Origin of the sequence: Curtobacterium sp. 320, assembly GCF_031455235.1 — a bacterium.
Taxonomy (GTDB): Bacteria; Actinomycetota; Actinomycetes; order Actinomycetales; family Microbacteriaceae; genus Curtobacterium.
On record NZ_JAVDSI010000002.1, the window covers coordinates 181,243 to 208,149 of the forward strand.

At 71.3% G+C, this 26,907-nt stretch carries 28 protein-coding genes; 22 read left to right on the plus strand and 6 right to left on the minus strand.

Annotated features, from left to right (window positions below; all coding sequences use genetic code 11):
• The first annotated feature begins 149 nt into the window (after positions 1-149).
• The 10 genes from J2X60_RS04190 (at position 150) to glmM (ending at position 9,643) form a co-directional block, all read left to right on the plus strand.
• Entirely contained in the window at positions 150-1,037 is an 888-nt protein-coding gene (locus tag J2X60_RS04190) for a tRNA pseudouridine synthase A (RefSeq protein ID WP_309886581.1), read from the plus strand.
• Positions 1,038-1,327: 290 nt separating this feature from the next.
• Positions 1,328-1,588, plus strand: coding sequence for a hypothetical protein (locus tag J2X60_RS04195; protein ID WP_309886582.1), 261 nt, complete (start codon positions 1,328-1,330; stop codon positions 1,586-1,588).
• 16 nt (positions 1,589-1,604) lie between these two features.
• Entirely contained in the window at positions 1,605-2,474 is an 870-nt protein-coding gene (locus J2X60_RS04200; protein WP_309886583.1) for an ATP-binding cassette domain-containing protein, read from the plus strand.
• A 59-nt stretch (positions 2,475-2,533) separates the two neighbouring features.
• A complete protein-coding gene (locus J2X60_RS04205; protein ID WP_309886584.1) occupies positions 2,534-3,181 on the plus strand; it encodes a hypothetical protein in 648 nt (215 codons plus the stop codon).
• Positions 3,178-3,441, plus strand: a complete 264-nt coding sequence (locus tag J2X60_RS04210) for a hypothetical protein (protein WP_309886585.1) — start codon at positions 3,178-3,180, stop codon at positions 3,439-3,441. Before J2X60_RS04205 ends, J2X60_RS04210 begins: the two co-directional genes overlap by 4 nt.
• A gap of 39 nt (positions 3,442-3,480) precedes the next feature.
• The gene (locus J2X60_RS04215; RefSeq protein ID WP_309886586.1) at positions 3,481-4,227 is read left to right on the plus strand and encodes an MBL fold metallo-hydrolase; all 747 of its coding nucleotides are present in this window, start codon (positions 3,481-3,483) and stop codon (positions 4,225-4,227) included.
• Between the two features lie 106 nt (positions 4,228-4,333).
• On the plus strand, positions 4,334-7,039 hold the full coding sequence (locus J2X60_RS04220) for an ExeM/NucH family extracellular endonuclease (RefSeq protein WP_309886587.1): 2,706 nt from the start codon (positions 4,334-4,336) through the stop codon (positions 7,037-7,039).
• A gap of 237 nt (positions 7,040-7,276) precedes the next feature.
• Positions 7,277-7,723 carry a 50S ribosomal protein L13 gene (gene rplM / locus J2X60_RS04225; protein ID WP_022906970.1) on the plus strand — a complete coding sequence of 149 codons (447 nt, stop codon included), beginning with the start codon at positions 7,277-7,279 and terminating at the stop codon, positions 7,721-7,723.
• A 38-nt stretch (positions 7,724-7,761) separates the two neighbouring features.
• A complete protein-coding gene (rpsI, locus tag J2X60_RS04230; RefSeq protein ID WP_022906971.1) occupies positions 7,762-8,247 on the plus strand; it encodes a 30S ribosomal protein S9 in 486 nt (161 codons plus the stop codon).
• A 22-nt stretch (positions 8,248-8,269) separates the two neighbouring features.
• Positions 8,270-9,643, plus strand: coding sequence for a phosphoglucosamine mutase (glmM, locus tag J2X60_RS04235; protein ID WP_309886588.1), 1,374 nt, complete (start codon positions 8,270-8,272; stop codon positions 9,641-9,643).
• A 242-nt stretch (positions 9,644-9,885) separates the two neighbouring features.
• Here the strand turns inward: glmM and coaA are convergent, their stop codons facing one another.
• Both coaA and J2X60_RS04245 read right to left on the minus strand, forming a co-directional pair.
• On the minus strand, positions 9,886-10,830 hold the full coding sequence (gene coaA, locus J2X60_RS04240) for a type I pantothenate kinase (protein WP_309886589.1): 945 nt from the start codon (positions 10,828-10,830) through the stop codon (positions 9,886-9,888).
• A 102-nt stretch (positions 10,831-10,932) separates the two neighbouring features.
• Entirely contained in the window at positions 10,933-11,418 is a 486-nt protein-coding gene (locus tag J2X60_RS04245; protein WP_309886590.1) for a glutathione peroxidase, read from the minus strand.
• 70 nt (positions 11,419-11,488) lie between these two features.
• Here J2X60_RS04245 and glmS point away from each other — a divergent pair, with 70 nt between their 5' ends.
• From glmS to J2X60_RS04295, 10 genes are all read left to right on the plus strand, one after another.
• On the plus strand, positions 11,489-13,336 hold the full coding sequence (gene glmS / locus J2X60_RS04250) for a glutamine--fructose-6-phosphate transaminase (isomerizing) (protein WP_309886591.1): 1,848 nt from the start codon (positions 11,489-11,491) through the stop codon (positions 13,334-13,336).
• A gap of 7 nt (positions 13,337-13,343) precedes the next feature.
• Positions 13,344-13,724 (plus strand): holo-ACP synthase, encoded by a 381-nt coding sequence (locus J2X60_RS04255; RefSeq protein ID WP_229085749.1) that lies wholly within the window; start codon positions 13,344-13,346, stop codon positions 13,722-13,724.
• Entirely contained in the window at positions 13,721-14,824 is a 1,104-nt protein-coding gene (gene alr / locus J2X60_RS04260) for an alanine racemase (protein ID WP_254790717.1), read from the plus strand. The genes J2X60_RS04255 and alr (J2X60_RS04260) overlap by 4 nt, the downstream gene beginning before the upstream one ends.
• Entirely contained in the window at positions 14,821-15,981 is a 1,161-nt protein-coding gene (gene alr / locus J2X60_RS04265) for an alanine racemase (protein WP_309777300.1), read from the plus strand. The genes alr (J2X60_RS04260) and alr (J2X60_RS04265) overlap by 4 nt, the downstream gene beginning before the upstream one ends.
• Positions 15,978-16,502: a tRNA (adenosine(37)-N6)-threonylcarbamoyltransferase complex ATPase subunit type 1 TsaE gene (gene tsaE, locus J2X60_RS04270; RefSeq protein WP_396127775.1), complete on the plus strand. Its 525-nt coding sequence runs from the start codon at positions 15,978-15,980 to the stop codon at positions 16,500-16,502. Before alr (J2X60_RS04265) ends, tsaE begins: the two co-directional genes overlap by 4 nt.
• Positions 16,503-16,547: 45 nt before the next feature.
• Positions 16,548-17,147, plus strand: coding sequence for an NAD(P)H-dependent oxidoreductase (locus J2X60_RS04275; RefSeq protein WP_309886592.1), 600 nt, complete (start codon positions 16,548-16,550; stop codon positions 17,145-17,147).
• A 67-nt stretch (positions 17,148-17,214) separates the two neighbouring features.
• On the plus strand, positions 17,215-17,841 hold the full coding sequence (gene tsaB / locus J2X60_RS04280) for a tRNA (adenosine(37)-N6)-threonylcarbamoyltransferase complex dimerization subunit type 1 TsaB (protein WP_309886593.1): 627 nt from the start codon (positions 17,215-17,217) through the stop codon (positions 17,839-17,841).
• Positions 17,838-18,389, plus strand: coding sequence for a ribosomal protein S18-alanine N-acetyltransferase (gene rimI, locus J2X60_RS04285; RefSeq protein ID WP_309777295.1), 552 nt, complete (start codon positions 17,838-17,840; stop codon positions 18,387-18,389). The genes tsaB and rimI overlap by 4 nt, the downstream gene beginning before the upstream one ends.
• Positions 18,382-19,431 (plus strand): tRNA (adenosine(37)-N6)-threonylcarbamoyltransferase complex transferase subunit TsaD, encoded by a 1,050-nt coding sequence (gene tsaD, locus J2X60_RS04290; protein ID WP_309886594.1) that lies wholly within the window; start codon positions 18,382-18,384, stop codon positions 19,429-19,431. The genes rimI and tsaD overlap by 8 nt, the downstream gene beginning before the upstream one ends.
• Before the next feature lie 123 nt (positions 19,432-19,554).
• On the plus strand, positions 19,555-20,286 hold the full coding sequence (locus J2X60_RS04295) for a DUF4190 domain-containing protein (protein WP_309886595.1): 732 nt from the start codon (positions 19,555-19,557) through the stop codon (positions 20,284-20,286).
• A 123-nt stretch (positions 20,287-20,409) separates the two neighbouring features.
• On the opposite strand, the gene J2X60_RS04300 is transcribed toward J2X60_RS04295, so the two are convergent.
• Positions 20,410-21,612: a THUMP-like domain-containing protein gene (locus tag J2X60_RS04300; RefSeq protein ID WP_309886596.1), complete on the minus strand. Its 1,203-nt coding sequence runs from the start codon at positions 21,610-21,612 to the stop codon at positions 20,410-20,412.
• Positions 21,613-21,775: 163 nt separating this feature from the next.
• On the opposite strand from J2X60_RS04300, the gene groES reads away from it, so the two are divergent.
• On the plus strand, positions 21,776-22,072 hold the full coding sequence (groES, locus tag J2X60_RS04305) for a co-chaperone GroES (RefSeq protein ID WP_017885484.1): 297 nt from the start codon (positions 21,776-21,778) through the stop codon (positions 22,070-22,072).
• Between the two features lie 132 nt (positions 22,073-22,204).
• Complete coding sequence (rarD, locus tag J2X60_RS04310; RefSeq protein WP_309777277.1) at positions 22,205-23,167, plus strand: EamA family transporter RarD; 963 nt, start codon at positions 22,205-22,207, stop codon at positions 23,165-23,167.
• Between the two features lie 207 nt (positions 23,168-23,374).
• Here rarD and J2X60_RS04315 read toward each other — a convergent pair whose 3' ends face one another.
• The 3 genes from J2X60_RS04315 to guaB all read right to left on the minus strand — a co-directional run bounded on the left by J2X60_RS04315 (position 23,375) and on the right by guaB (position 26,907).
• Positions 23,375-24,709: an ABC transporter substrate-binding protein gene (locus tag J2X60_RS04315; protein ID WP_309777275.1), complete on the minus strand. Its 1,335-nt coding sequence runs from the start codon at positions 24,707-24,709 to the stop codon at positions 23,375-23,377.
• A 233-nt stretch (positions 24,710-24,942) separates the two neighbouring features.
• Positions 24,943-25,326: a VOC family protein gene (locus J2X60_RS04320; protein WP_309886597.1), complete on the minus strand. Its 384-nt coding sequence runs from the start codon at positions 25,324-25,326 to the stop codon at positions 24,943-24,945.
• Between the two features lie 78 nt (positions 25,327-25,404).
• Complete coding sequence (gene guaB / locus J2X60_RS04325) at positions 25,405-26,907, minus strand: IMP dehydrogenase (protein WP_070417711.1); 1,503 nt, start codon at positions 26,905-26,907, stop codon at positions 25,405-25,407.

Genomic DNA, 26,907 nt, shown 5'->3' on the forward strand with positions numbered 1-26,907 from the left:
TTTCGTGGTGACTCGACGTGGTTCGTCGATGTCGAGGACGATGGTGCCGCGGCCCGCTCACGCGGCACTGACGTGGCACTGACACCGGGGCGGGGCGCGTGTGAGCACGGGGGCCAGGAGGCGCGGCGCGGCCCCGGTACGGTGGCCTGGTGGACGAGACGGCGGGCCCGCAGGGCGGCGGTGGCGGGGGCAGCGTGCGGCTGCGGTTGGACATCGCGTACGACGGTGCCGCGTTCTCCGGGTGGGCCCGGCAGCCGGGTCTCCGGACCGTGCAGGGCGCGCTCGAGGCCGCGCTCGCCACCGTCTTCACCCGGTGGGGCGAGCCGCCGCTGCTCACCGTGGCCGGGCGCACCGACGCGGGCGTGCACGCCACCGGGCAGGTCGCCCACCTCGACCTCACGCCGGCGCAGTGGGACGCGCTGGCCGCCAAGCGGGGGGCGGGGCGCTCGCCGCTGGACGGGCTCGTCAAGCGCGTGAACGGCATCGCGGCGCCGGAGGGGGACGTCGTCGTCACCCGGGCCTCGGTCGCGCCGGAGGGGTTCGACGCCCGGTTCTCGCCGCTGTGGCGCCGCTACTCGTACCGGATCGCGGACGCCGACGCCCTGCGCGATCCACGTCGACGGGGGCACACGGTCTGGCACCCGACGCGGTTGGACCCGGCGGCGATGGAGCGCGGTGCGCTGCGGCTGCTGGGGCTGCACGACTTCGCGACGTTCTGCAAGCCGCGCGAGGGGGCGACGACCATCCGGACGTTGCAGGAGTTCCGCTGGGACCGCGAGCCGGACGGCGTGCTGGTGGCGCGCCTCCAGGCCGACGCCTTCTGCCACTCGATGGTGCGCGCGATGGTGGGGGCGACGATCGCCGTCGGCGAGGGCCGGTTCGGCGCCGACCGGCTCGAGGAACTGCGGGTCGCCGAGGCCCGGACGAGCGAGTTCAAGGTTGCGCCGGCCAAGGGCCTCACCCTGACCGAGGTCGGGTACCCGGCGGACGACGAGCTCGCGGCGCGGGCGTCGCAGACCCGGGCGCGACGCGAGTGAGCGGATCCATGCTCGTCCGCCGAATTGATATCGCACACTGAAATTTGACCGTTGACATCCTGACTGTCAGAGTGGCACCGCGCGGCAACGATGCTCGCGCCGCACCACACAAGGGGATGGCAATGAATCGGATCGGTAGAGCAAGGGTGATCGGGGCGATCGTCGTCGGCACGCTGATGGGAACCGCCGGAGCGACAGCTGCGTCGGCAGCGCCCGTGGCGGCGTCCAGTTCGAGTGTCAGTTCGGCAAGCTTCGTCAGCGCGACCGGGGGCACCACGACAGGTGGACCCGTGGGTGGCTCGACGACCGGCGCGCCCATCGGCACGGATGGGGCCTCCACCAACGGGATCCCGATCGGTCCGATCATCAACTGGGTCAAGCGGAACGCACCGTCGTTGATCACGCCGATGAAGAACGCCGTGAAGAAGGGCTCGGCCGCGTTCAAGAGGTGGTGGGCGGGGGTCGCCGGTTGGATCAAGGCCGCGATCAACGCGATCGCGACGATGACGATCCAGCAGCTCTTCGACGCTCTGTGGAACTACTTCTTCTGAGCTCCAGGAAGGCATCATGACGATCGGTCTGTGCAACGTGGGGGTGCGCGGTCGCGGACGGCCGCGGCTCGACGACATCACGATCCAGTTCGCTCCTGCCATGACGTACGGCCTCGTCGGTCCGAACGGTGCGGGGAAGACGTCGCTGATGGCCGCCATCGCGGGGCTCGTGAGACCGTCGACGGGGACCATCAGCGTTGCCGGAGGGCAGTCGGTGGTCATCGGCGCCGTCCTTGCCGAGAACGGGCTCCATCCTGGGCGCACCGTCCGGGAGACACTGCGTCTGCGGGCCGCCTACGTGGGAGCACCGCGGAGCGACGTCGCAGCAGCGCTGCAGTCCTCCGGGCTCGAACCGGTGGCCCGAAGGCGCGTCGGGGCGTTGTCCCTCGGGATGAAGATGCGCCTCGGGATCGCGGTTGCGCTCCTCGGGGATCCAGTCGTCGTGCTGCTCGACGAGCCGATGAACGGCCTCGATCCGAACGGGATCGTCTGGGTGCGTGAGACCGTGCGCCGCCTGCGCGCGCGCGGCGCCGTCGTGGTGATCTCGAGCCACCTGCTGACCGAACTCGAGTCCATGATCGACGTCGCCGTCGTCATGAGCAGTGGTCGCATCGCTTGCGTGCAGTCGATGGACCTCCAGGCGTCCAGCGGATGCATCATCGAAGTGTCCGACACGACGAGGATGATCGACGCGCTGACCGCGTCCGGAGAGACGGCGGAACGCCGCGGCGACCGGATCCTTGCTGGCTGCGCGGTCGCCGAGGGAGTGCGACTGGCGGTCGGTCACGACATCGACGTCCGCTCGATCGTCCCGGCCTCCGTGGATCTCGAGGTGCTCTACGCAGAAGCCTCAGCGGGAGAGCACATCGCGGAGGTCGGTCGTTGATCAGCGCTTCCCAGCACGTCCGCCTCGAACTGCGCAAACGCTTGGACACTCGAGGAGCCATGATCGGCTACGGCGCCATCCTGCTTTTCGTCGTCCTGTGCGCGATCTCGAGCGTTCCGCTCGTGCTCCGGAACGGCTCGTTCGATGCCGGGGAGGTCATCATCACGGTGAGCTTGCCCGGGGCCCTCGTCTCGGCCGTCATCGGGGCAGTGTGCGGTGGCGGAGACGGACGCGCCGGAGGAGAGCGCGACGGGATCCTCACCGGGCTCCCTCGCGGCGCGATCTACGGAGCGCGAGCCGCGGCCTGCGCCTGCCTGGTGGCCGGCGTCGTGCTCCTGTCGCTCGTCGCAGCCGCGGTCGGCGTGGTCGCAGCGGTGTCCCTCGGGGGCCACCTGAACTCGGCCTCGATCGGAACGCCGATCGGGCAGGTGGCGGCGCTGACACTGTCGTCCGCGGCCATGGCGTTCGGGATCGGGGCCTCCGTGCGCTCGCTCCCCCTGGCGCTGGTGAGCGTCGTGCTCATCGTGCTCGTGGCGGACGTGGCGTTGTCATTCGCTGGCGAGTGGACCGAATGGATTCGTTTCAGCGCGGTGCAGGGCGGCGTTCTCGGCGAGTCACGCGTACTTCCGGCGGTCACCTCCGGTCTCGTCTGGATCGCAGTCCCGTGCGTCGGCGGGTACCTCAGAACACGGACGGTGGAAGCATGACCCAGGAGCGCCCGGTGAAGACCGCCCGTCGGCGACGGGCCGCGATCATCGTGCTGGTGACCCTCGCGACGACCGGAGCGCTGATCGCCGGGGTCTCGCACCAGGACCCGTGGATCCGCTGGCCGACGCTGCTGCTCGGGGCCGGTGCGGCAGGGGGATCACTGGCCTTGGCCGCCAAGCGGAACTCGCTGATCGGCTGGTACGCGGCGACCGGCGGCGTGCTCCTCTTCCGACTCGTCAAGGAACTCGTCGCAGGCTGATCGACCAGGAGCACGCCCGCTCGGCGGTACCGTCGGGGGATGACCTCCCGCGAACCCCGCTCCGTCGTGTCCGTCGCACCCGGGGTGGTGTTCGTCGAGGGGCCCGTCTCGAACTGGGTGGTCCTCGCGGAAGAGGACGGCGTCGCACTGATCGACGCCGGCTACCCGGCCGACACCGACCTCGTGCTCGACACCGTGCGGTACGCCGGCCACGAGCTCGACGACCTGCGCCGGGTGTACGTCACGCACGGGCACGTCGACCACGTCGGCGGCATCCCCGGGATCCTCGAGCGGCACCCGCACGTCGAGGTGCTCGCCCACGCCGACGAGCTCGACAACGTGCGCGGACCCGCGCGGCAGCAGGTGACGCCGGCCGAGATCGGCGGACGACTGGCCGCGCCCCGGGTCCTCCGGTGGCTCGCCCGCGCAGTGCGCTCCGACGCGCTGCGACCCACCGCGGTGCCGACCGCCCGCGCGTTCACGGGTGCGGACTTCGTCGGCCGGGCGATCGCGCCGCTGCCGGCCACCGGGCACACCGACGGGTCCACGGCCTACCTGCTGCCCGCCGCGAACGCGATCGTCACCGGGGACGCCGTCGTCAGCCGGCACGACACGCAGCCGTCGTCGTGGGAGCCGCGGCCGCGCATGATCACGTCGTTCTTCACGGCCGACCAGGAACGAGCGCTCGAGTCCGCGCGGGCGCTGCCGATCCCGGACGTCCTGCTCCCCGGACACGGGCCGGCCGTGCACCGCGTCGGGTCCGCCTGGCGGCCGATCGGGTCCTGATCCCCGGGCATCCCGCACCGCCGTCGGCTGCACCCCGATCAGGGGTGGAACGGATCGTTCACCCGCCGGAAACCTGAGGGGCCCCGCAGGTCGGTAGCGTGCGACCATGCACAGATCCGTCGGGCGCACTCTGCTGTGCGCCACCGCTGCAGCCGCGCTCGTCGCCGCTCCGCTCGTCTCCGTCTCCTCGGCCAGCGCGAACCCCCAGGGCACCGGGCTCGTCATCGCCGAGGCCTACCTCAAGGGCGGCAGCGCGAACCAGCCCTTCACGAACAAGTTCGTCGAACTCGGCAACCCCACCGACAGCCCCGTCAGCGTCGACGGCTGGTCGGTGCAGTACCGCGCGGCGACCGGTACCGGAGCGCCCTCGGTCGGCAAACTCGCCGGCTCCGTGCCCGCGCACGGCACTTACCTCGTGCAGATGGGCTCGAACGGCACGAACGGCGAGGCGCTGCCCGAGCCGGACGCCGTCACCGGGCTGAACCCCTCCGGCTCGACCGGCACCCTCGTCCTCGCCGACCAGGCGACGGCGCTGACACTCCCCGCCGGCGCCGTGACGGCGGGCACCCCCGGCGTCGTCGACCTGCTCGGCTACGGCACGTCGAACACCTTCGAGACCGCGGTCGCACCGACCGGCACGGCGAACGCCGTCCCGGACGCGCTCACCCGTCAGGGCACGACCGACACCGACTCGAACGCCGCCGACTTCCGGGTGACGACGACCGTCACGCCTGAGAACGCGGCGGGCGAGACCACGCAGCCGACGGACCCGACCGACCCCACGGACCCCACCGACCCCGGTGACGGCGGCACGACCCCGGCCGAACGGGTCACCATCGCGCAGCTGCAGGGCACCGGCGAGGCCTCGCCGTTCGCCGGGAAGACCGTCACGACCGACGGCGTCGTCACCGCGGTGTACGCCACCGGCGGCTTCAACGGCTACACGGTCCAGACCGCCGGCACCGGCGGCGCGCTCGACCTCGGGACGCACACCGCCTCCGACGCCGTCTTCGTCTACTCGTCGGCGACGGTCGGCAGCGTGGCGATCGGGGAGGCGGTGCGCCTCACCGGCACGGTGTCCGAGTTCAACGGCCTGACCGAGCTGACCGTGCCCACCGCTGCCGGCCTGACGAAGCTCCCCGCCGCGGGGGTCGTCCAGCCGGTCCCGGCCACGCTGACCTTCCCGCGCACCGACGCACAGCGCGAGTCGCTCGAGAGCATGCTCGTGGCGCCGCAGGGCGACTACACCGTCGCGGACAACTACACGACGAACCAGTACGGCGAGGTCGTACTGGCATCGGGGAAGCAGCGCCTGCTCCAGCCGACCGAGGTCGCCCGTCCGGGCAGTGCCGAGGCCGCCGCCGTCACCGCGGACAACGCGGCGCGCAAGGTCGTCCTCGACGACGGTGCGAGCACGAACTTCCTCAGCGCGGCGAACCAGTCGATCCCGGTGTCGTGGCTCACCCAGGGCCCGGTCACGGTCGGCGCCGCGGCGACCTTCCGCGAGCCGGTCGTCCTCGACTACCGCAACGACTCGTGGAAGTTCCAGCCGACGTCGCCGATCACCGGCGCCACCCCGGCTGCCGACCTGCCGGCGTCGTTCTCGGACGTCCGCACCGCAGCGCCCGAGAACGTCGGCGGTGACATCCGCCTCGCCGGGTTCAACGTCCTGAACTACTTCCCGACGACCGGCGACCAGCTCACCGGCTGCACCTACTACACCGACCGCGACGGCGACCCCGTGACCGTCCGGGGCGGCTGCGACGCCCGCGGTGCCGCGAACGCCGACGACCTCGCCCGCCAGCAGGTGAAGATCGTCAAGGCGATCAACGGCCTCGGCGCCGACGTCGTCTCCCTCGAGGAGATCGAGAACTCCGCGCGCTTCGGCCAGGACCGCGACGCGGCCGTGGCGACCCTCGTGGCCGCGCTCAACGCCGCGACCGGCAAGGACACCTGGGCGTACGCGAAGTCCCCGTCGAAGCTCCCGTCGAGCGAGGACGTCATCCGCCTCGCGCTCATCTACAAGAAGGACCGCGTGCAGCCCGTCGGCTCGTCGACGATCCTCACCGACTCGACGGCGTTCACGAACGCCCGCCAGCCGCTCGCGCAGGCCTTCGCCCCGGTCGTCGCGAAGCCCGGCAAGGGCAAGGGTGCGCAGAAGCCGAGTGCGAAGGACACCTTCCTGGTCATCGCGAACCACTTCAAGTCGAAGGGCTCCGGCGAGGGCGTCGACGCCGACCAGGGCGACGGGCAGGGCGCGTCGAACCACTCGCGCGTCGAGCAGGCGAAGGCGCTCGTGACGTTCTCGACCGCGATGCAGCGCCAGGCGCGGACCGACAAGGTGTTCATGCTCGGCGACTTCAACGCCTACAGCGAGGAGGACCCGGTCGTCGCCCTCGAGGACGCCGGCTACACGGACCTCGGCCCGACCGAGGACGCGGCCGAGTGGTCGTACGTGTTCGGCGGACTGAGCGGCTCGCTCGACCACGTGTTCGCGTCCCCCGCTGCGCTCGAGACCGTCACCGGCGTGGACATCTGGAACATCAACTCGGTCGAGTCGGTGGGCCTCGAGTACAGCCGGTACGACTACAACGTCACGGACCTGTACCGCGACGACGTGTACCGGGCGAGCGATCACGACCCGGTCGTGGTCGGCATCGACCTGCCGGGCGTCGGCACCCCGGGAGGTGGGAACCCCGGCCACGGCGGCGACCCCGGACACGGCGGGAACCCGGGCCACGGCGGTCCGGTCGCGGACGCGCTGGCGGCGCTCGCCGCCCTGCTCGCGTGGTTGCGGAGCCTCTTCGGCTGACGTTCGCTGCACCGGACGGGAGGCGCGGTGCCAGCCGGCACCGCGCCTCCCGTCCGTCCTGTCTCCGTTTGACCGCCGTCACGTGCGTCGGGTAGGCTCTCACCTTGGTCTGCGCGCTCTGTGCGCCGGACAGTCAGATGAGCCCTCCACCGGGCCGTTCACATGGGTTCTCCCACGTGAACACCCACCGGAGCGGGATTCACGGACTCCTCACCTCGACACGAAAGCAGCACCACTGTGACTCGTACGTTCTCCCCGAAGCCGGCAGACGTCCAGCACGACTGGATCGTCATCGACGCGACCGACGTCGTCCTCGGCCGCCTCGCCACCCACGCCGCGGCGCTCCTGCGCGGCAAGCACAAGGCCACCTTCGCCCAGCACATGGACATGGGTGACTACGTCATCATCGTGAACGCCGACAAGGTCGCCCTGACCGGTTCGAAGCTCGCGAAGAAGGTCTACTACCGCCACTCGGGGTACCCGGGCGGCCTCACGGCGACCTCCTACCCGGAGATGCTCGAGAAGCACCCGACCCGCGCCGTCGAGAAGGCGATCCGCGGCATGCTCCCGAAGAACACCCTCGGTCGCGAGCAGCTCAAGAAGCTGAAGGTCTACGCCGGCGCGGAGCACCCGCACTCGGCGCAGCAGCCCAAGGCGTACACCTTCGATCAGGTCGCACAGTAGTTCCGGCCACGACGACTTCCAAGGACTAGGTAAAACTCATGGCTCAGATCGCTGACTCCCTCGACCAGACCCCGGAGAGCTTCACCACGGAGAGCGCACCCGCCGCTTCCGAGGCCGCTCCCCGTCAGATCCTCAACGTCTCGGGCGGTGCCGTCGGGCGCCGCAAGGAGGCCATCGCACGCGTCCGTCTCGTCCCGGGCTCCGGCTCGTTCGTCGTGAACGGCCGTTCGCTCGAGGACTACTTCCCGAACAAGCTGCACCAGCAGCTCATCAACGACCCGTTCAAGGTGCTCGAGCTGCTCGGCGCCTACGACGTCGTGGCCCGCATCACCGGTGGTGGCCCCTCGGGTCAGGCTGGTGCGCTCCGTCTCGCCATCGCCCGTTCGCTGAACGAGATCGACCGCGAGAACAACCGCGCCACCCTCAAGAAGGCCGGCTTCCTCACCCGTGACGCCCGCGTCATCGAGCGCAAGAAGGCCGGTCTCAAGAAGGCCCGCAAGGCTTCGCAGTTCTCGAAGCGCTAGTCGTCACCGGCTGAAGATCGCAATGCCGCGTCTGTTCGGTACCGACGGGGTTCGTGGTCTCGCCAACGGCGAGCTGACGGCCGCGCTCGCACTGGGTCTTGCCCAGGCGAGCGCGGCCGTCCTCACACACGGACACCACGCGGACGCCCGTCGGGCGTCCGGTCGACCGCGCCCTCGTGCGGTCCTCGCGCGCGACCCGCGCGTCTCCGGCGAGTTCCTCGGTGCCGCGGTCGCGGCCGGGCTCGCCTCCGCCGGCGTCGACGTGCTCGACGCCGGGGTCATCCCCACCCCCGCTGCGGCCTTCCTCGTCGCGGACATCGACGCCGACTTCGGCGTGATGATCTCCGCCTCGCACAACCCCGCTCCCGACAACGGGATCAAGTTCTTCGCCACGGGCGGCCGGAAGCTCCCGGACGAGGTCGAGGACCGCATCGAAGCGGCCATGCACGACCACTCCGCACCGACCCCCACCGGTGGCGACGTCGGCCGGATCACCCGGTTCGCCGATGCCGAGGACCGCTACGTCGTCCACCTGCTCGGCACGCTGCCGCACCGGCTCGACGGCATCCACGTCGTGCTCGACTGCGCGAACGGTGCCGCCGCGGGCGTCTCGCCCGAGGTGTTCGTCAACGCCGGGGCCCGCGTGACCCTGATCGGTGCTGACCCGGACGGCATGAACATCAACGACGGTGTCGGTTCCACCCACATCGACAACCTCGCCCGTGCGGTGCTCTCGCACGGAGCGGACGTCGGCATCGCCCACGACGGTGACGCGGACCGCTGCCTCGCGGTCGACGCCGCCGGCAACGCGATCGACGGCGACCAGATCATGGCGATCCTCGCGCTGTCGCTGCAGGAGCGCGGGCGCCTGGCGTCCGACACCCTCGTCGCGACGGTCATGTCGAACCTCGGGCTGAAGCGCGCCATGGCGGACGCGGGCATCGCGATGCTCGAGACCGGTGTCGGCGACCGCTACGTCCTCGAGAAGATGACCGAGGGCGGGTACTCGCTCGGTGGCGAGCAGTCCGGCCACATCATCTTCAACGAGTTCGCGACCACCGGCGACGGCATCCTCACCGGGTTGCACCTCGTCGCCGAGATGGCCCGGACGGGCAAGACGCTCGAGCAGCTCGCGTCGTGCATGACGGTGTTCCCGCAGGTGCTCGTGAACGTGCGCGGGGTGGACCGGCACGGCCTCGCCGACCAGGGCGTGCAGGACGCCGTCGCCGCTGCGACCGCCGCACTCGGCGACGCGGGACGCGTGCTGCTCCGGCCGTCCGGCACCGAGCCCGTCGTGCGGGTCATGGTCGAGGCGGCCTCCCAGGCCGATGCCGAGCGGATCGCCGAGGAGCTCGCGGCCGTGGTGCGCGAGCGCCTGGCGCTCGACGCGGCGTAGGCGCTCGGCGCGCTGGCACAATCGAAGTCCGTCGGAACCACGCAGATGCGTGGTTCCGACGGACTTCGCTTGTGCGGCGGCAGCTCGAGCCGCCCCGCGGCGGCGGCCGAGCCGGCCGAGCCGCGTCGAACCACGGATGCGACATCGCACCAGCCCGCGCGCCCGGTTCCACGTCGGATTCGTGGTTCGGCGCAGCGGCCCGCCGCTGGCGGCGCCCCGCGGCCCGCGCCGCGCCCCGCGCGTCAGATCTTGCGGAGCAACACCGACGACACCTTGTGGTCCGCCGCCTTCTTCAACACGAGGGTCGCCCGGGAGCGCGTCGGCAACACGTTCTCGATCAGGTTCGGCTCGTTGATCGCCCGCCACACCTCGGTCGCCGTCTGCACGGCATCCGACCGGGAGAGCGAGGCGAACCGGTGGAAGAACGAGTCCGGGCTCGCGAAGGCCTCTTCCTGCAGCGCGAGGAACCGGTCGACGTACCAGGCCTCGATGTCCTTCGTCTTCGCGTCGACGTAGATCGTGAAGTCGAAGAGGTCGGACAGTGCCAGCCGCCCGTGCACCGGCGGCGCGAGCACGTTCAGGCCCTCGACGATGAGGATGTCCGGCTGTCGCACCACGATCTCGGCGTCCGGCACGATGTCGTACACGAGGTGCGAGTAGTACGGCGCTCGGACCTCGGTCGCGCCGCTCTTCACCTGGCTGACGAAGCGCAGCAGGGCCCGGCGGTCGTAGGACTCCGGGAAGCCCTTGCGGTCCATGATCCCGCGCCGCTCGAGCTCGGCGTTGGAGTAGAGGAACCCGTCGGTGGTCACGAGCTCCACGCGCGGGGTGTCCGGCCAGCGCTTCGTCAGCTCGCGCAGCAGACGGGCGACGGTCGACTTGCCGACGGCGACCGACCCGGCGACACCGATCACGAACGGCGTCCGCCCGGCTCGGTCACCCAGGAAGGCCGACGTCGACGCGTGCAGGTTCCGTGCGCCCGCCGCGTAGAGCGTCAGCAGGCGGGACAGCGGCAGGTAGACCTCCTGCACCTCCTGCAGGTCGAGGCGGTCGCCGAGACCGCGCAGCTGCACGATCTCGGTCTCGGTGAGGGACAGGTGCTCCTTCGGAGCGAGCTGCGACCACTCGCCACGCGGGATCTCCACGAAGGGGGTCGGGTGCGCGACGGTGGTCTCCGGGATCGGCATGGGAACGAGCGTACAGACGGGAGGCGCGGATCACGTGAGCCGGTCGGCTCGCGTGATCCGCGCCTCCCGTCCGACACCCGCGCCCACGTGTGGCGTGCGCGCTCAGGCCGGCAGGGCCGCCTCGATCGCGGCGATGACCTGCGGCGCGTCCGGCTTCGTCGTCGGGCGGAACCGCGTGACCGCGCCGTCCGGGGCGACCAGGAACTTCTCGAAGTTCCACGTGACCCGCCCGGCCTTGCCGTCGGCGTCCGGGGTCTCCTTGAGCGCCTGGTAGAGCGGGTGGGCGCTCTTGCCGTTCACCTTGACCTTCTCGGACATCGGGAAGGTGACGCCCCACGTGGTGGAGCAGTACTCGTCGATCGCCTCGGACGAGCCGAGCTCCTGCAGGAACTGGTTGCTCGGGAAGCCCAGGACCGTGAAGCCGCGGGGGCCGTACTCCTTCTGGAGCGCCTCGAGCTGCTCGTACTGCGGAGCGAGGCCACAGCGTGACGCGACGTTCACGACGAGCACCGCCTTGTCCGCGAACGCCCCGAACGTGGTGTCCTCACCGTGCAGCGTCGTGATCGCGATGTCGTCGAAGCGTCCCATGTCCCAAACGTTATCCCCAGCCCTGCTCGTTCGCAGGGTCGTCGTCCAGCCAGACCGTAGGATCGTCCCCATGTGTGGAATCGTCGGCTACGTCGGCAGCAACAGCAGCCAGGACGTCCTCCTCGGTGGTCTCCGTCGGCTCGAGTACCGCGGCTACGACTCGGCGGGCATCGCCGTCGTGGACGGGTCGCACGAGCTCGCGTCCGCGAAGAAGGCGGGCAAGCTCCAGGCCCTCGTGGACGAGCTGGAATCGCACCCCATCGCCGACGGCGGGACGGGCATCGGCCACACCCGCTGGGCGACCCACGGCGGCCCGACCGACGGCAACGCGCACCCGCACCTCGCCGACGGCGGCAAGCTCGCCCTCATCCACAACGGCATCATCGAGAACTTCTCCGAGCTCCGCGCCGAGCTCGAGGCCGAGGGCGTCGCGTTCCTCAGCGAGACCGACTCCGAGGTCGCGGCACACCTCGTCGCCCGGTCGTTCCGCGCGACCGGTGACCTGACCGCCGCCATGCAGCAGGCCGTGCAGCGGCTCGAAGGGGCGTTCACGCTCCTCGTCGTGCACGCCGACCAGCCCGGCGTCGTCGTCGGCGCCCGTCGCAACTCCCCCCTCGTGGTCGGCCTCGGCGACGGCGAGAACTTCATGGGCTCCGACGTGGCCGCGTTCGTGGCCTACACGCAGCGCGCCCTCGCCATCGGGCAGGACGAGATCGCCACGATCCGCCCCGACGGTGTCGACGTCATCCACTTCGACGGCACCCCGGCATCGCCGAGCGAGTTCGAGGTGAACTGGGACGCCTCCGCGGCCGACAAGGGCGGCTGGACGTCGTTCATGGCGAAGGAGATCAGCGAGGAGCCCGAGGCCGTCGCGAAGACCATCCTCGGCCGCGTGCACGACGGTGCCGTGACGCTGACGGACCTCGACCCGATCGCCGACCGCCTCGCGCAGGTCGACCGGGTCATCGTCATCGCCTGCGGCACCGCGGCCTACGCCGGCATCCTCGGCAAGTACGCGATCGAGCAGTGGGCCCGCGTCCCGGTCGAGGTCGAGCTCGCGCACGAGTTCCGCTACCGCGACCCGGTGCTGGACGACCGCACGCTGGTCGTCTCGATCAGCCAGTCCGGCGAGACCATGGACACGCTCATGGCTGTGAAGTACGCCCGCGAGCAGGGCGCCCAGGTCCTGTCGATCTGCAACACCCAGGGCGCCACGATCCCGCGCGAGTCCGACGCCGTGATCTACACGCACGCCGGGCCCGAGGTCGCCGTCGCGTCGACCAAGGCGTTCATCGCGCAGGGCGTCGCGCTCTACCTGCTCGGGCTGCACCTCGCCACGCTGCGGGGCACCCTCACGGCAGAGCAGATCGCCGAGCAGGTCGCCGAGCTCGAGGGCCTCGCACCGAAGCTGCAGCAGACCATCGACGACGCGTCCGGCATCAAGGACCTCGCCCGCTGGATGGCCGACACCCGGAGCGTCCTCTTCCTCGGCCGCCACGTCGGCTACCCGATCGCGCTCGAGGGTGCCCTCAAGCTCAAGGAACTCGCGTACATCCACGCCGAGGGCTTCGCCGCCGGTGAGCTCAAGCACGGCCCGATCGCCCTGATCGAGCCGGGGCAGATCGTCTTCGTGATCGTCCCGTCGCCGCGCGACCCGCGGTCGCTGCACCCCAAGGTCGTCTCGAACATCCAGGAGATCCGCGCCCGCGGCGCCCGGGTGATCGCGATCGCGGAAGAGGGCGACGCCGCCGTGCTGCCCTTCGCCGACGAGGTGCTGCGCATCCCGCTCGCGACGCCGCTGTTCGAGCCGCTGCTCGCGGTCGCACCGCTGCACATGTTCGGCATGGAGCTCGCCGCGGCCAAGGGCCTCGACGTCGACCAGCCGCGCAACCTCGCGAAGTCGGTCACCGTCGAGTAGTCGCACGATGATCATCGGCATCGGTGTCGACGTGGTCGACCTGGAACGGTTCGAGCGGGTGCTCGACCGGACGCCCGCGATGCGTACGCGCCTCTTCACCCCGTCGGAGCTCGTCCGCGACGGGGAACCCCGGCCGATCGCGTCGCTGGCCGCGCGGTTCGCGGCGAAGGAAGCGCTGATCAAGGCGTTCGGGTCGAGCGCCGGACTGAGCTGGCAGGACCTCGAGGTCGTCTCCGACGACCAGCGGAACCCGTCGCTGACGCTGCGCCAGGGGGCGCGCCAGGTGGCGGACGGGCGCGGGGTGACGAGCGTGCACCTCTCGCTCTCGCACGACGGAGGGATCGCGACGGCGTTCGTGGTCCTCGAAGGAACAGGGGAATCTGCGTGAGCGCGTTCACCGGCATCACGGTCGATCGGGAGGCGCTGATCGCCAACTACGCGACCGTCGCCGAACAGGTGGCTCCGTCCGGCGTCATCGCGGTCGTCAAGGCCAACGGCTACGGCCACGGCGCAGCGGAGTCCGCGCAGGCCTTCGTGGACGCCGGCGCGGAGTGGCTCGGCGTCGCGGACATCGACGAGGGGATCGCCCTCCGCCACGCCGGCATCGACGAGGGCGTCCGGATCCTCGCGTGGCTCCACGCCCCCGATGAGGACTTCCGTCGCGCCGCGCAGTACGGCATCACCCCGGCGGTCTCGAGCGTCGACCAGCTCTCCGCCGCCGCCGACTCCGAGGTCCCCGCGGTGCACATCTGCGTCGACACCGGCCTGAGCCGCAACGGCGCGGTCGAGTCCGAGTGGTCCGAGCTCTTCGCCACCGCCGGCCGCCTGGCCCGCAGCGGCAACCGCACCCGCATCGAGGGCCTGATGTCGCACCTGGCGAACGCCTCCCGCGCCGACGACCTCGACCAGGACGCCGCCCTCCAGCGCGCGCTCGACGGTCTCGCTGCGAACGGCATCGTTCCCGACATGGTGCACCTCGCCGCCAGCGCCGCGAGCCTCGCCGTTGCGGAGACCCGGCACGACGTCGCCCGGGTCGGCCTCGCGCTGTACGGTCTCAGCCCGTTCCCCGACCGCACCTCGGCCGACCTCGGGCTCCGCCCCGCGATGCGCGTGACCGCCGCGGTCCTCCGGACGGTGCCGGTCCGTGCGGGCGAGGGCGTCAGCTACGGCTACACCTGGCGCGCGACGACGGACACCCGGCTCGCGGTGATCGGGCTCGGGTACGCGGACGGCTTCGACCGCGACTTCGGCAACCGCGTCTCGGTGCGGATCGGCGACCGCACCTTCCCGGTCGTCGGTCGCGTGGCGATGAACGCCATGCACGTCGACATCGGCGACGCCGACGTCCGGATCGGCGACGAGGCCGTGCTCTGGGGCGACCCGGCGAACGGCGACCCCGCGGTCGAGGACTGGGCCGCCGCAGTCGGCACGATCAACTACGAGGTGGTCGCCCGGGTCGGCCGCAGCGTCGAACGGAGGACCTCGTGAACGCGCCGCTGCGCCGGGCCCGGATCGACCTCGACGCCTACCGCGCCAACCTCGACCTGGTCCGCGAGTGGATGGACCCGGTCGAGCTCATGGCGATCATGAAGGCCGACGCCTACGGGCACGGTCTCGAGCCGATCGCCCTCGCCGCGGTGGACGCGGGGATCCGGTGGATCGGCGTGCTCACGGTCCCCGCGGCCCTGCGTCTGCGGTCGATCGGCGTCGGCGAGGACGTCCACCTCTTCACGTGGCAGCACGACCCCGCGCTGGACTTCCGCGACGCGATCGACTCCGCCGTCGACCTCGGCGTCTCGAACGTGCCGGAGCTGCAGCGGGTGATCGACGCCGTCGACCAGCGTCCCGCCCGGGTGCACCTCGGCTTCGACTCCGGCCTGCACCGCGACGGTTCGACGCCGGACGACTGGCCCGCCCTCGTGACCCTCGCCCGTGACGCCCAGCGTGACGGCCGCATCGAGGTCGTGGCCGCCTACACGCACCTCGCCGAGTCCTCCGACGACGAGGACGCCTCCGCCGTGGCGCTCTTCGACGACGCGGTCGAGCAGGCCGACGACCTCGGGCTCGACATCCCGACGGAGCACGTCGCCGCCTCGCTCGCCGGGCTCGAGCGCAAGGATTTCCGCAAGGACATGGTCCGGATGGGCGCGAACCTGTTCGGCATCCCCGGTGCCGACGGCGTCTCGGCGGCCGACCTCGGCCTCGAGCCCGTGATGACCCTGACCGCCTCGGTCGCGAAGACGAAGCGCGTGCCCGTCGACACCGGTGTCTCGTACGACTACACGTACCGCACCACCGCCGAGACCACCCTCGCGCTCGTTCCGGTCGGCTACGCGGACGGCGTCCCGCGGTTGGCGCAGGGCCGCATCGAGGTCGCGATCGGCGGCACGCGCTACCCGATCGCCGGTCGCGTCGCGATGGACCAGTTCCTCGTGGACGTCGGCGACGACGACGTCCGGGTCGGCGACACCGTCGTGCTGTTCGGCACGGGCGAGCACGACGAGATGACGGTCCTCGAGTGGGGCGACGCGCTCGGCACCATCGGCGAGGAGATCGTCTGCCGGATCGGCTCGCGGGTGCCCCGCGTCTACGAAGGGCACCGGGTCGAGGGCCACGTCGCCGAGTACCTCCGGGGCGAACGGTGACCGACTCCCGGGTGCTGCTCGACACCACGGCCCGGACCACCGAGGAGATGGGTGCTCTCGGTGCCCGACTCGCGGCCGTCCTCCGTGCCGGTGACCTCGTCGTCCTGACCGGTCCGCTCGGCGCCGGCAAGACCACCCTGACGCGGGGGCTCGGCGCAGCGCTCGGCGCCCGCGGGCAGGTCTCGAGCCCGACGTTCGTCCTCGCCCGGACACACCCGACCTCGGCCGGGCCGGACCTGGTGCACGTGGACGCCTACCGACTGTCCGACCCGGTGGAGCTCGACGACCTCGACCTCGACTGGGACGCCTCGATCGTCGTCGTCGAGTGGGGGCGTGGGTTCGTCGACGGCATCTCGGACAGCGTCCTCGACGTCGAGATCGTCCGCGCGACCGGTGCCGCCGACGCGGTCGCCGGTGACGACAGCACCCCGGACGACCTCGACCCGGACGACGTCCCCGACGAGCCGCGCCGTGTGGTCGTCACCGCCTCCGGCCCGCGCTGGGCGGACGCCGTCCTCTGACCCTGCGGTCCTGCTGCCGTCCAGCCGCCCTCGCGAAGATGCAGTGTGCCGACGCTCATCGTGACCGCCCACCCCGACCCCGACTCGTTGACCCACCACGTCGCGCAACGACTGCGGGGCGCGTTGCCCGAGGGGACGGCGGAGATCGCCGACCTCGCCGCCGAGGGCTTCGACCCGCGCTTCACCCTCGCCGACCGCCACACCTACCGGACCGGCGAGGACGCCCCGACGGACGTCGTCGCCGAACAGCGGCGCATCGACCGGGCCACCGACCTCGTCCTGGTGTTCCCGGTCTGGTGGTGGTCGCTGCCGGCGCTGCTGAAGGGGTGGATCGACCGCGTCTTCGTGAACGGGTGGGCGTACGACGTCGGCGGCGACGAGGGCATGCGCCGGAACCTCGGTCGGCTCACCGTCCACCTCGTGCCCGTCGCCGGGGACGATGCCGGTGTCTACGACCGGCACGGGTACCGCGAGGCGCTGCGGACCCAGATCGAGCACGGCGTCGTCGACTTCTGCGGAGCGCGCCGCGGAGCCACCGTCTTCGTGCACGAGTCCGAACACGGGGACCCGGCGGTCCGCGAACGAGGAGTCGCCGCTGCCGTCGAGGAGGTCCGGCGTGCGGTCGTCCGGGACGACGAGCACTGAGCGGAACCGCCACCAGAGCGGCGCTCGATCGGCATCGAGCAACCGCGCCGCCGCTTACGATGGGACCGTGCTGCTCGCGATCGACACCTCCGCCGGAACCTCGGTCGCCGTCGTCGACCCGGGCAGCGGGCAGGCCCTTGCGAGCCGCAGCACCGAGGACAGCCGCCGCCACGCCGAGGTCATCGGCCCGTTCCTCGCCGAGGTCCTCGACGCAGCCGGCATAACCCCCGCCGACGTCTCGGGCGTCGTCGCCGGCATGGGGCCGGGGCCGTTCACCGGCCTCCGCGTCGGCATCGCCGCAGCCCGCACCTTCGCCGCTGCACGCGGCGTCCCCGTCCTCCCGCTGGTCAGCCACGACGCGGTCGCGGCCGACCAGGACGGACCCGGTTCGTTCGTCGTCCTGACGGACGCGCGTCGGCGCGAGGTCTACTGGAGCGCCTACGACCAGACCGGCACGCGCGTCGCGGGTCCCGGACTCGCCAAACCGGCGGACCTCGACGAGGCGATCCGCGCCTCCTGGCCCGACGCCGTGGGCTGGGACCGCGTGACGGCCCTGTCCATCCCGGCCTGGAGGCTCGGTGCGCTCGCCGCAGACCGGCTCACCTCCGGCGCGCCCTTCGCCGAGGACGCGCCTCTCTACCTCCGCGATCCGGACGTCACGATGCCGGGTGCGCCCAAGCGGGTGAAGCAGTGACGCTGCCCGACGGGCTGCGCCTGCGGCGCGCCCATCCGCAGGACCTCGACGACGTGATGTGGCTGGAGCACGCGTCGTTCCCGACCGATGCCTGGTCGGCGTCGCAGATGTCCGGCGAGCTGTACTCGCCGCACGGGTACTACGTCGTCGTCGAGACGACCGAGGGCGGGGCGCCGACGATCGTCGGGTACGCCGGGCTCTCCTCGCTGGCGGGCAACCCCGTGGCGGACGTCCAGACGATCGCGGTCGCGGCAGAGCAGCGGGGGAAGGGCATCGGTCGGGTGCTTTTCACAGAGCTCCTCGACGAGGCGCGGCGGCGTGGCGTGCACGAGGTCTTCCTCGAGGTACGCGCCGACAACCCCGTGGCCCAGGCGATGTACACGGCGTTCGGGTTCGAGCGGATCGCCGTCCGCCCCCGCTACTACCAGCCCGACGGTGTGGACGCGTGGGTGATGCGGGCGGAGCTCGCGACGACTCCCGACGTCGGCCCGTCGGGCGTCGGTCCGTCCGGCGTCGGCCCCATCGGACAGGAGGCCCTCGATGGCTGAACCACTCGTGCTCGGCATCGAGACGAGCTGCGACGAGACCGGTGTCGGGATCGTGCGTGGCAACACCCTGCTCGCGAACGTCATCGCGTCGAGCATGGAGGAGCACGCGCGGTACGGCGGCGTCGTTCCCGAGGTCGCCGCACGGGCGCACCTCGAGGCGATGACCCCGACGCTGTCCGCTGCGCTCGAGCAGGCCGGCGTGACCCTCGACGAGCTCGACGCCGTGGCGGTGACTGCGGGACCGGGACTCGCCGGGGCGCTCATGGTCGGGGTCGGCGCTGCGAAGGCCCTCGCGGTGGCGACGGGCAAGCCGCTCTACGGCGTGAACCACCTGGTCGGGCACGTCGGCGCCGACGTCCTCCGGTCGGACGGGTCCGAGATCGACCTGCCGACGGTGGCGCTCCTGGTGTCCGGCGGGCACACGTCGCTGCTGCTCGTGCGGGACCTCGTCGGCGACGTGGAACTGCTCGGCGAGACGATCGACGACGCCGCGGGCGAGGCGTTCGACAAGGTCGCGCGGCTCCTGGGGCTGCCGTACCCCGGCGGTCCGCAGATCGACAAGGCCGCGGCGGACGGCGACCCCACCGCGATCCGTTTCCCCCGCGGCTTGACGCTGCCGAAGGACATGGCCGCGCACCGCTACGACTTCTCGTTCTCCGGACTGAAGACCGCCGTCGCCCGGTGGGTCGAGCGCTGCCGTGACGAGGGGCGCGAGGTCCCCGTGGCCGACGTCGCCGCCAGCTTCCGCGAGGCCGTGGTCGACGTGCTCCTGACGAAGGCGCTGCGTGCGTGCGAGGACACCGGCGTGCACCGGCTCCTGCTCGGCGGCGGCGTCGTGGCGAACGCCCGACTGCGGGCCGTCGCCGAGGAGCGCTGTGCTGCCGCCGGTGTCGAGCTCCGGATCCCGCCGTTCGACCTCTGCACGGACAACGGGGCGATGATCGCGGCGATCGGCGCCCGGCTCGTCGCCGAGGGGCACGCGCCGAGCGACCTCGGGATCGCGGCAGACTCGACGCTGCCGGTGACGACCGTCCAGGTCTGACGCTCGCGGGCCGACCCCGTTCCGGGTCCGGTCTGCGCCGTGGTCGCGTCCGGCCCGCAGGGGAGTGTCTGTGGGAGGATTCACATGAGGCGCCGACGACCGTGGCGCCGAGAGGGGTGGACGGTGTCCGATCAGAACCAGTGGCCGAAGCCGGGCGAGACGCCGGACGGCACCGCATCGTCGGTGCCGTCGAGTGCGGCCCAGCCCGACTCCGGGCAGCCGCAGCAGTACGGCGCGTCCGCTCCCGAGGCACCGGCGGCAGCGCCGAACGACCCGTGGGGGCAGTCCGGACAGCAGGCGCACCCGGGTTACGGCGCCCCGCAGGGTTCGAACCCCTACGCCGCACCGCAGAACCCGTACGCGGCGCCGCAGCAGCCGCAGCAGCCGCAGAACCCGTACGCCGCGCAGCAGCCGCAGAACCCCTACGGCGCTCCGCAGCAGCAGAACCCCTACGCCGCGCCGCAGAACCCGTACGCGGCCCCCGGCCAGCAGAACCCGTACGCCGCCCCGGGCCAGCAGAACCCCTACGCGCCCGCGGGCTACCAGCCCTACGCGCAGCGACCGAAGACCAACACGCTGGCGATCCTGTCCATCGTGTTCGGCCTCGGTGCGATCCCGCTGTTCTTCATGGCGATCCTGCTCGGTCCCGCCGGCGCGATCCTCGGCCACCTCGCCCTCGGCCGCATCAAGCAGACCGGTGAGAGCGGGCGCGCCCTGGCGCTCACCGGTGTCATCGCCGGCTGGGTGATGACCGGTGTGTGGATCCTCTGGATCATCGGGCTGTTCGCGTTCGCCTCGATGGGGAGCTCGTACTCGAACTACGACGACTACGGGTCCGGCGCCTTCATCGGCTGACCGGGACCCCGGCGACCCGCTCGCACAACGAGGGTCACCCCGAACCACGGATCGCCGCGGTTCGGGGTGACTTTCGTTGTGCACAGCGCGAGCGCGCCGCGCGCCGCCCGCGCGCCCCGCGGCCTAGCCGGCCACGTCCCCCAGCCGCTCGCACAGGATCGCGGTGTGCCGTCCCTCCAGTCGGGTGAGCACGAGCGTGACGCGCCCCCGTCCTCGCAACCGCAACCGCTTCCGGAACTGCGCCGGGTCGACGTCGACCCCGCGCTTCTTGATCTCGACGGTCCCGATGTCGTCCGCTGCGAGTCGCGCGGCGAGCTGCTTCACGTCGAGCGGCATCGTGTCGAGCACCCGGAAGCCCTGCGCGAACGGTGTCGTGACGGCCCGGTCCGAGGTGACGTACGCGATGCCGTCGGAGAGCATCCGGCCGTCGAGCGACCGGGCGAGGTCGCCGATGAGCCGCGCACGGATGACCGCCCCGTCGGGCTCGTACAGGTACGCGCCGAGCGCGCCGACCTCGACGTCCGCGGCGTCGGCGTCGCCCGTGAGCTCGGCGATCCCGTGCGCCCCGATGACGGTCGCGGCACGGCGGACACCGGGACGGGCGAGGGGGCCGAACCAGAGGGCGAGCTCGACGACCTCGCGGTCCACGGAGGTCCACTGCGCCTCGGCCGTGTCCGGGATGAGGTCGCGGTCGACGCCCGGCCCGAGCTTCACGCCCGTCGGGGTCGTCGTGGCGGCAGCGAACACGGTGTCGAGCGAGGGGGACCAGTCGTCCGGGTCGGCGAGGCGCTTCGTGTTCGCGTGGCCGGAGGTCCGGCGCGCCGGGTCCATCCAGACCCCGTCGACGCGGGACAGGTCGAACGAAGCGGCGTCGCCGAGCTCCACCCGGGCGGAGTCCCAGAGTGACAGGTTGTGCGTCGCGACGGCCGCGGTGACCTCGTCACGGTCGACCGCGGTGACCTCGAGGTCGAGCGCCGCCATCGCCATCGCGTCCCCGCCGATGCCGCACCCGAGGTCGGCGACCCGGATGAGCCCCGCGGCGGCGAAGCGTCCGGCGTGCTGGGCGGCGACCTGCAGACGGGTCGCCTGCTCGAGGCCGGCCTCGGTGAAGAGCATGCGGGAGGCGAAGTCCCCGAACTTCCCACGGGCCTTCTGCCGGAGCTTCGCCTGCGTCAGGACCGCCGCGACGAGGCCCGGATCGTGTCCTTCGGAGCGCAGTCGTGAGACGACCCGGACGATCTCACCACCGTCGGACACGGCCGGGGTACGGTCGAGCAGGGCCATCCCCTCGGGGGTCAGCAACTGGGCGAGATCGGCGGCTTCCACCCGACGATCCTCCCAGGTCGCCGAGAGCCCGGTCGGACGTTGGCACTCGGATTGACCGAGTGCCAACGACGCCCTAGAGTTGGGGCGGTTGGCACTCTCCTGTGCGTAGTGCCAACACGGTTTTCATCTGTACCGAGTCAGTACCGAGAAAGAAGAGGTCACCGTGGCCGTCAGCATCAAGCCGCTCGAGGATCGCATCGTCATCCGCCAGGTCGAGGCGGAGCAGACCACCGCTTCCGGTCTGGTCATCCCGGACACCGCGAAGGAGAAGCCCCAGGAGGGCGAGGTCGTCGCCGTGGGCCCGGGTCGTATCGACGACAACGGCAACCGCGTCCCGCTGGACGTCGCCGTGGGTGACAAGGTCATCTACTCGAAGTACGGCGGCACCGAGGTCAAGTACTCGGGCGAGGACCTCCTCGTCCTCTCGGCGCGTGATGTCCTCGCGGTCATCGTGCACTGAGTCCAGTACACATCGCGAACGCCCCGTTCGGCTCCGGCCGGGCGGGGCGTTCTCGCGTTCCGCGCCGGGTCGGCGGGTCCAGGAGGCGCGGCTCGACCCCGCGCCGTCGGTGCCCGTTCCTAGGATGGTTCCGTGAGTGAACCGTCCCCGGCGCGCCCGGCCCGCAGCGAGGCATCCGTCGGCGTCGTGCAGGCGATCATCGCGTACGGGCTGTGGGGACTCATGCCGCTGCTCTTCGCGGCGATGGCCCCCGCCGGCGCGTTCGAGATCGTCGCCTGGCGGATCGTCTTCGGGCTGGTGTTCTGCGCGATCGCGATCGCCGTCACCCGCTCCTGGCTCCGGACCCGCCCCCTGATGGCCCAGCGTCGGGTGATGCTCGTGATGGGCCTCGCGGCCGTGCTCATCCTGGTGAACTGGACCGTGTACGTCGCGGCGACGACCACGGGCCACACGGTCGAGGCGGCGCTCGGGTACTTCATCAACCCGCTCGTGACGATCGCGCTCGGTGTCGTGGTGCTCCGCGAACGCCTGCGTCCGCTGCAGTGGACCGCCGTCGGCATCAGCATCGTGGCCGTCGTCGTGATCGCGGTGGGCTACGGACAGATGCCGTGGATCTCCCTCGTACTGGCGTTCTCGTTCGGCCTGTACGGGCTCGTGAAGAAGCGGGTCGGTGGAACGGTGGACGCCCTGAGCGGCCTGACGATCGAGACCGTGTGGCTGCTGCCGATCGCCGTGGTCGCCCTCGTGGTGCTCGGCGCGACCGGCCTCGGCGGCGGGGTGACGTTCACGAGCGAGGGCTGGGTGCACGTCCTCGTGACGGTGCTGACCGGGCCCGCGACGGCCGTGCCGCTGCTGCTGTTCGCGTCGTCCGCCCGCCGGGTGAGCCTGTCCACGCTCGGGCTGACGCAGTACCTCGCGCCGGTGATGCAGCTGCTCGTCGGGGTGGTCGTGCAGCACGAGCCGATGTCGGGTGCCCGGTGGTTCGGCTTCGGGATCGTGTGGCTCGCCCTGGTCATCCTGACGGCCGACTCGTTCCTGGCCGCTCGGGCATCGCGGCGCCGGGCGGTGGCGCCCACCGCGGCCGAGCCGGTCTGACGGGGCCGAGCCGCGCCTCCAGGGCCCGTGTCCTGTCCGCCTGCCGGCCCGCCCGTCGGGCCCCGAGTCTCGGCCCGGCGGACAGTTTCGCGCCGTGTCCGCCACGGAACTGTCCGCGCAGCCGAGTCTCGGCCCGCCGCCGCCGTCACCGCACGCGACAGCGCCCCGCGGCCGGGCCGCGAGGCGCTGTCGATCTGGTGCTGCCGACTACTTCTTGACCGAGCCCTGGATCGCGCTCTGGTAGACGGGCTTGTTGTCGCCGTCGAACTTGTAGATGCCGATGTAGGCGCTCGACGGGTCGTTGTTGTCGTCGAACGGACCGATGCCCGACGGACCCGTGTAGTGGATGTCCTCACCCTTGTCGAGCAGGGCGACGCAGTCCTTGAACGTCGAGCACTCCGTGCCGCCGTCGGCACCGGACACCGCGGCCATGTTGGCCTGGATGGTGCCGGAGTCCGTGCCCTTGCCCTTCACCGCGGCCAGGGCGGCGAGGACGGTGGCGTCGTACGACTCGGCCGCGTACGAGTAGTCGGCGAGGTCCTTGCCCGACGACTTCTTGTAGAAGTCGCTGAGCTGCTTCTTGAACTCGTCCTTGGGCGAGGCGCCGGGGATGGTGCCCTGCGCACCGGTGAGCGTGCCCTTGTCGAAGTCCTTCGAGTAGTCGGCGGTGTTGCCGTCGGACATGTAGATCTTCGACATGTCGGCGTCCTGCGACTTCAGCTCCGGGATGATCGACTTCGTCTCGTCGAAGGCCAGGACGACGATGGCGTCCGGCTTCGTGGCGAGCGCCGCGGTCACCTCGGAGGAGAAGGTCGTCTGGCCGGGCGGGAACTCCTGGCCCTTGCCCTTGCCGCCGTAGACGACGGATCCGCCCGAGTCCTCGATCGCCTTCTGCACGGTGTTGCGGAGGCCGGTGCCGTAGGTGTCGTTGAAGACGAGGAACGCGACCTTGGCGTTGCCGTCACCCGTGACGAGCTGGCCGAGCGCCGAACCCTGCACCGAGTCCGGCGGAGCGGTCCGGTAGTAGTACGACGAGTAGCCGGACAGGTCCGAGGCGGTGTTCGCGGGGGAGATCTCCACGATGCAGTTGCTCGTGAGCTGGTCGATGACGTTGAGCGTGACGCTGGAGGACTCGGCGCCGATCGCGACCGGGACCTTCGCGTTCACGAGCTTCGTCGCCGCCGAGCTCGACACCGTCATGTCGTTGCTGTCACCGGAGTCGGTGGCGGGGTCGATGGTGACGTCCTTGTCGAGCACACCGCCCGCCGCGTTGATGTCCTGCACCGCGAGTCCCACACCGGACTCCGCGGGCGGGTTCAGGTAGGCGAGCGAACCGGTGAGCGGGAGGATCGTGCCGATCTTCAGCGCGTCGGTGCCCGGGGTGTCGGGGGCCTTGCAGCTCGCGGCGGGGTCCTTCTTCGCGCCTCCCGACGCGGAGGAGGACGGTGAGGTGCCGCCGCTGGTGGTGGAACAGGCGGCGAGGAGGAGCGCCGCCGCTCCTGCCACTGCCAGTGCCGTGGTGGCACGGGTGGTTCTGATCATCCGTGGAGCCCTTTCTCTGCGCGGAACCTCAGGTCCCGCTGGGGATGTGAGAGAACGTAGGGTCACGGTGTTTCAGCCGCGTGACGGGGCGGTACGCAAAGTGTTTCGTTACCCAGCCGTGACGCGGGGTCTGCGGAAACCCGCGGGTCTCGAGCTGACCGCCCGGGCGCGGTCGACCGGACCCGCGCAGACCGGACACGAACGTCGGCTACCCGGGTGGGGGCTGGCCTGGGTCAGGCGTCGAGCTCGGCCTGGGACCGGAGGACGCAGAACTCGTTCCCCTCGGGGTCGGCGAACACCACCCAGCCGCCGGTCGCCGTGCGTCGGTCGGCCAGTTCGAGCGCACCGATGCCCCGCAGCCGGACGACTTCTTCGTCGCGGGTCCGGTCGGTCGGCCGCAGGTCGAAGTGGATGCGGTTCTTCACGGCCTTCGCTTCCGGCACCTGGATGAAGAGCACGTGGTGCGACCCGTCGGGAGCGACGATCATGCACTCCTCGTGCCCGGGCGCGTTCGGGTCGTCGGCGACGTCGACGTAGCCGAGGACCTGCTTCCACCACTCGGAGAGCGTGTAGGCGTCACGGCAGTCGATCGAGGTGTGGGACACGGCGCTGACCATGCCGCGACACTACTGCCGGCCGACGACGAACGCCCCCGCTCCGTCCGGGAGCAGGGGCGTTCGAGGGTGCTGGTCGGGTCAGCGGCTGTAGTTCGGCGCCTCGACGACCATCTGCACGTCGTGCGGGTGCGACTCCTTGAGCCCGGCCGGGGTGATCCGGACGAACTTGCCGCGGGCCTTGAGCTCCGGGACGGTCCGGCCGCCGACGTAGAACATCGACTGCCGCAGGCCGCCGACGAGCTGGTAGACGACGTTCGCCACCGAGCCGCGGTACGGGACCTGGCCCTCGATGCCCTCCGGCACGAGCTTGTCGTCCGAGGGGACGTCCGCCTGGAAGTAGCGGTCCTTCGAGTACGAGGTCTTCTTGCCACGGGTCTGCAGGGCGCCGAGGGAGCCCATCCCGCGGTAGGCCTTGAACTGCTTGCCGTTGACGAACACCAGGTCGCCGGGCGACTCGTCGGTGCCGGCGAGGAGCGAGCCGAGCATCACGGTGTCGGCACCGGCCACGAGGGCCTTCGCGATGTCGCCCGAGTACTGCAGCCCGCCGTCGGCGATGACCGGCACGCCGGCCTCACGCGCGGCGAGGGAGGCCTCGTACACGGCGGTGACCTGCGGGACGCCGACACCCGCGACGACGCGCGTCGTGCAGATCGATCCCGGGCCGACGCCGACCTTCACGGCGTCGACACCCGCGTCGATGAGCGCCTGGGCACCCTCGCGCGTGGCGGCCTGCCCGCCGATGACGTCCACCGCGGCGAACGCCGGGTCGGCCTTCAGGCGGCGGACCATGTCGAGCACGCCGGCGCTGTGGCCGTTGGCGGTGTCGACGACGAGGACGTCCACGCCGGCCTCGCGCAGCGCGGTCGCGCGCTCCCAGGCGTCGCCGAAGAAGCCGATCGCGGCACCGACGCGCAGGCGTCCGGCGTCGTCCTTCGTGGCGTCCGGGTACTTCTCGCTCTTGTCGAAGTCCTTGACGGTGATGAGACCGCGGAGCTTGCCGTCCTCGTCGACGAGGGGGAGCTTCTCGATCTTGTGCTCGGCGAAGATCGCGACGGCGTCGTCCGGGTCGATGCCGACCGGGGCCGTGATGAGCGGGGCCTTCGTCATGACGTCGCGCACGAGCGTGGTCTGCTGCTCGAACGGCGCCACGAACCGCATGTCGCGGTTGGTGATGATGCCGACGAGGGTGCCGTCACCCTCGACCACCGGCAGGCCGGAGACGCGGAACTGTCCGCAGAGCGCGTCGACCTCGGCCACGGTGGCGTCCGGGCTGGTGGTCACCGGGTTGGTGATCATGCCCGACTCGCTGCGCTTGACCTTGTCGACCGCGGCCGCCTGGTCGGCGATCGACATGTTGCGGTGCAGGATCCCGATGCCGCCCTGTCGGGCCATGGCGATCGCCATGCGGGCCTCGGTCACGGTGTCCATCGCCGCGGAGAGCAGCGGGACGTTGACCGTGATGCGCTTGGTGAGCCGGGACGCGGTCGACGCCTCGCTCGGGATGACGTCGGTGTACCCCGGCAGGAGCATGACGTCGTCGTACGTGAGTCCGATGAATCCGAACGGATCCGGCTGGTCCAT

Coding starts and splice junctions, on each gene's coding strand:
- J2X60_RS04200 (WP_309886583.1), top strand. CDS start 1,605: ATGACGATCGGTCTGTGCAACGTGGGGGTGCGCGGTCGCGGACGGCCG.
- J2X60_RS04205 (WP_309886584.1), top strand. CDS start 2,534: ATGATCGGCTACGGCGCCATCCTGCTTTTCGTCGTCCTGTGCGCGATC.
- J2X60_RS04210 (WP_309886585.1), top strand. CDS start 3,178: ATGACCCAGGAGCGCCCGGTGAAGACCGCCCGTCGGCGACGGGCCGCG.
- J2X60_RS04215 (WP_309886586.1), top strand. CDS start 3,481: ATGACCTCCCGCGAACCCCGCTCCGTCGTGTCCGTCGCACCCGGGGTG.
- J2X60_RS04220 (WP_309886587.1), top strand. CDS start 4,334: ATGCACAGATCCGTCGGGCGCACTCTGCTGTGCGCCACCGCTGCAGCC.
- rpsI (WP_022906971.1), top strand. CDS start 7,762: ATGGCTCAGATCGCTGACTCCCTCGACCAGACCCCGGAGAGCTTCACC.
- glmM (WP_309886588.1), top strand. CDS start 8,270: ATGCCGCGTCTGTTCGGTACCGACGGGGTTCGTGGTCTCGCCAACGGC.
- coaA (WP_309886589.1), bottom strand. CDS start 10,830: ATGCCGATCCCGGAGACCACCGTCGCGCACCCGACCCCCTTCGTGGAG.
- J2X60_RS04245 (WP_309886590.1), bottom strand. CDS start 11,418: ATGGGACGCTTCGACGACATCGCGATCACGACGCTGCACGGTGAGGAC.
- glmS (WP_309886591.1), top strand. CDS start 11,489: ATGTGTGGAATCGTCGGCTACGTCGGCAGCAACAGCAGCCAGGACGTC.
- J2X60_RS04255 (WP_229085749.1), top strand. CDS start 13,344: ATGATCATCGGCATCGGTGTCGACGTGGTCGACCTGGAACGGTTCGAG.
- tsaD (WP_309886594.1), top strand. CDS start 18,382: ATGGCTGAACCACTCGTGCTCGGCATCGAGACGAGCTGCGACGAGACC.
- J2X60_RS04315 (WP_309777275.1), bottom strand. CDS start 24,709: ATGATCAGAACCACCCGTGCCACCACGGCACTGGCAGTGGCAGGAGCG.
- J2X60_RS04320 (WP_309886597.1), bottom strand. CDS start 25,326: ATGGTCAGCGCCGTGTCCCACACCTCGATCGACTGCCGTGACGCCTAC.
- guaB (WP_070417711.1), bottom strand. CDS start 26,907: ATGGACCAGCCGGATCCGTTCGGATTCATCGGACTCACGTACGACGAC.